We start from the raw sequence: 1,776 nt of genomic DNA on the forward strand, positions 1-1,776 counted from the left end.
GACGGCCAATAAAAACGGGGTCACCAGCATTTCGGCTTCAAAGAACAGTCCGGCAATGCTGGGTCCGATGGCTCTGGGTGCTTGCAGGGATAAACTGTTTACAGTGGCTGCCAGACCGCGTTTGTCTTTTCCAACCAACCCCAGAAACAATGCCTGCCGTGATCCGATACTGCCCTGGTTCAGCGCCGCACGAAAAATGTAGAGCAGCATGGCCAGCCAGAATACGGGCGCAAAAGGTAAAGCCAACATCATAATCAAACCCAGCAGGCGCATGCGGGTCACCGTACCAACCATGCCAAAGCGTCTGGTCAGGCGTAATCCCAGAAGCGACATGAGCGCCGCACTGAAAAAGGCCAAAGCCATGGCCGCACCAATAGCGGCAGGACCTACGCCAAAGCGTAGATGAAACCAGTAGGCCATCAGTGGACCGACCATGCCAATCCCTAATCCGTTCAAAGCATTGATGGCGCCAAATCTCAGCAGAACTCGTCCTACAGACGAAGGCTTGCCCGCAATGATCTCAGGGTTTTCCAGTTTTGTGGCAGGAGCGGTATCCTGATCAAGACCTTCAGCCGATAGGGAGGACTCTCCAGTGCGGAGCAAAAAAAACAGGCAAAACAATGAACCCAGTAACACGACTATAAATAAAGACCGATATGCTTCCGGTCCTGGCAGCACCCCATTCAGTAGTCCGGGCAGCGTCGCCAGCAATGCGCCAACGGCCATGCCTGCCAGTCCGACACTGGTATTCAGGTGGAAAATCTGTCCCCATTGCTTATGGGAAACGCTCCGGGACATCCAGGATTGTTCGGCGGGGGCGAAGGGGCCGGCACCACCATTAGCGCCCCTTCCAAAGGCACCGAGAATGGCCGCCAAGCTGAGCCAGACTGGCTGGGCCGTACTCAAGGCGATGATTGCGGCACCAATCTGGATGCCCTCATAGCCCAACAAAAAGCGTTTGGCGCCAAAACGATCGCTGAGTGGCCCAACAATCAGGGTTGCCAGCGCGCCTACCAGCAAACTAACCGAATATAAGCCGCCGATATGGATGGCTGACCAATGCAAGGCATGGAGATAGAGGGCAAAATCTACGACCAGTGCACCCTGGCCGACACTCCGGGCGACTCGTGCAGCCATGAGCAGGCGGGCATTGCGAGGAATGTCTGAAAGCAATGAGAAGGACAGGTTCAGTGGAGCAGCTTATTGGATTTCATGATGGGTACGGGTAATCTGATTGTGCGAGTCCACATACACGAGTCGAGGCTGAAATTCCGCAGCCTTTTCTTCAGCGATTTGCGCATAGGCGGCAATAATCAAAGTGTCGCCCAAGGCGACGCGGCGTGCGGCTGCACCATTTACAGAGATGATCCCCGAACCGGGCGCTGCAGAAATGGCATAAGTACTGAACCGGTCGCCGTTATTGACGTTATATATGTGCACCTGCTCGTAAGGATAAATGCCCGCGCTTTTCAGCAGGTGCGCGTCAATGGCGCAGGAGCCTTCATACTCCAGTTCCACAGCGGTAACCCGAACCCGATGCAGCTTGCCCTTGAGTAAGGTGAGCAAAATCATGAGCGGTCTTCATCCTGCTGGTGCTTTTTGGCCAGGCGATTGACGCCCACCGCAACAATGATCAGAAGCAGGGGGGTTCCGACCATGATCACAATTTCTCCCCAGAGACTAAGCATATTGAGAGTATCTCCCGACAAGTTTAATGGTTACTGAGTTTACCCCTTGCAGGGTAATGGGGGAATGGTTGCAGCCATCCCAAAACCG

General features: G+C 54.4%; 2 protein-coding genes. Both read right to left on the reverse strand.

Translation table 11 applies throughout. The annotated features are described in order from the left end of the window. The coding region (locus AC2VLY_RS01800) for an MFS transporter (RefSeq protein ID WP_486892323.1) at positions 1-1,137 on the reverse strand (1,137 nt) is incomplete at its 3' end. 63 nt (positions 1,138-1,200) lie between these two features. After that, positions 1,201-1,572, reverse strand: coding sequence for an aspartate 1-decarboxylase (gene panD / locus AC2VLY_RS01805; protein ID WP_227485512.1), 372 nt, complete (start codon positions 1,570-1,572; stop codon positions 1,201-1,203). Positions 1,573-1,776 lie beyond the last annotated feature (204 nt).

It is taken from the genome of Acidithiobacillus sp. TH-A36 (assembly GCF_057473445.1).